Source organism: Motilimonas sp. 1_MG-2023, from assembly GCF_030547455.1.
Taxonomy (GTDB): Bacteria; Pseudomonadota; Gammaproteobacteria; order Enterobacterales; family CBDFNC01; genus Motilimonas.
The window spans coordinates 1-249 of sequence record NZ_JAUOPX010000218.1 but is presented as its reverse complement, the minus strand read 5'-3'; the positions used below and the strand labels follow the sequence as shown (position 1 = coordinate 249).

At 39.4% G+C, this 249-nt stretch carries 1 pseudogene; it reads left to right on the top strand.

Features of this window, described 5'->3' with window-relative positions:
- A pseudogene (locus Q4519_RS21980) lies at positions 1-214 on the top strand (YcxB family protein); the annotation flags it as partial.
- Positions 215-249 lie beyond the last annotated feature (35 nt).

Sequence of the window (249 nt, the reverse complement as noted above, 5' to 3'; positions counted from 1 at the left end):
TATCTTGCTAGTCTTAGTCGTGCTTGAAACCATTAGCTTTATTTATCTCCGCGCTTGGTGGTTAACAATACAAATGTGGAGCCGCAGCTCCAATAGCGAAGTCACCTTTGTGTTTGATGAGCAAGGGTTCTCCAGTATAAACCCCTATACTGAGACAAAATTATTGTGTCAGGACATAAAAAAAAACATAGATAATGAGCTGGGAGTCATTTAAGTCGCAAATAAATGCGGCCAAAGCAACATTACAAA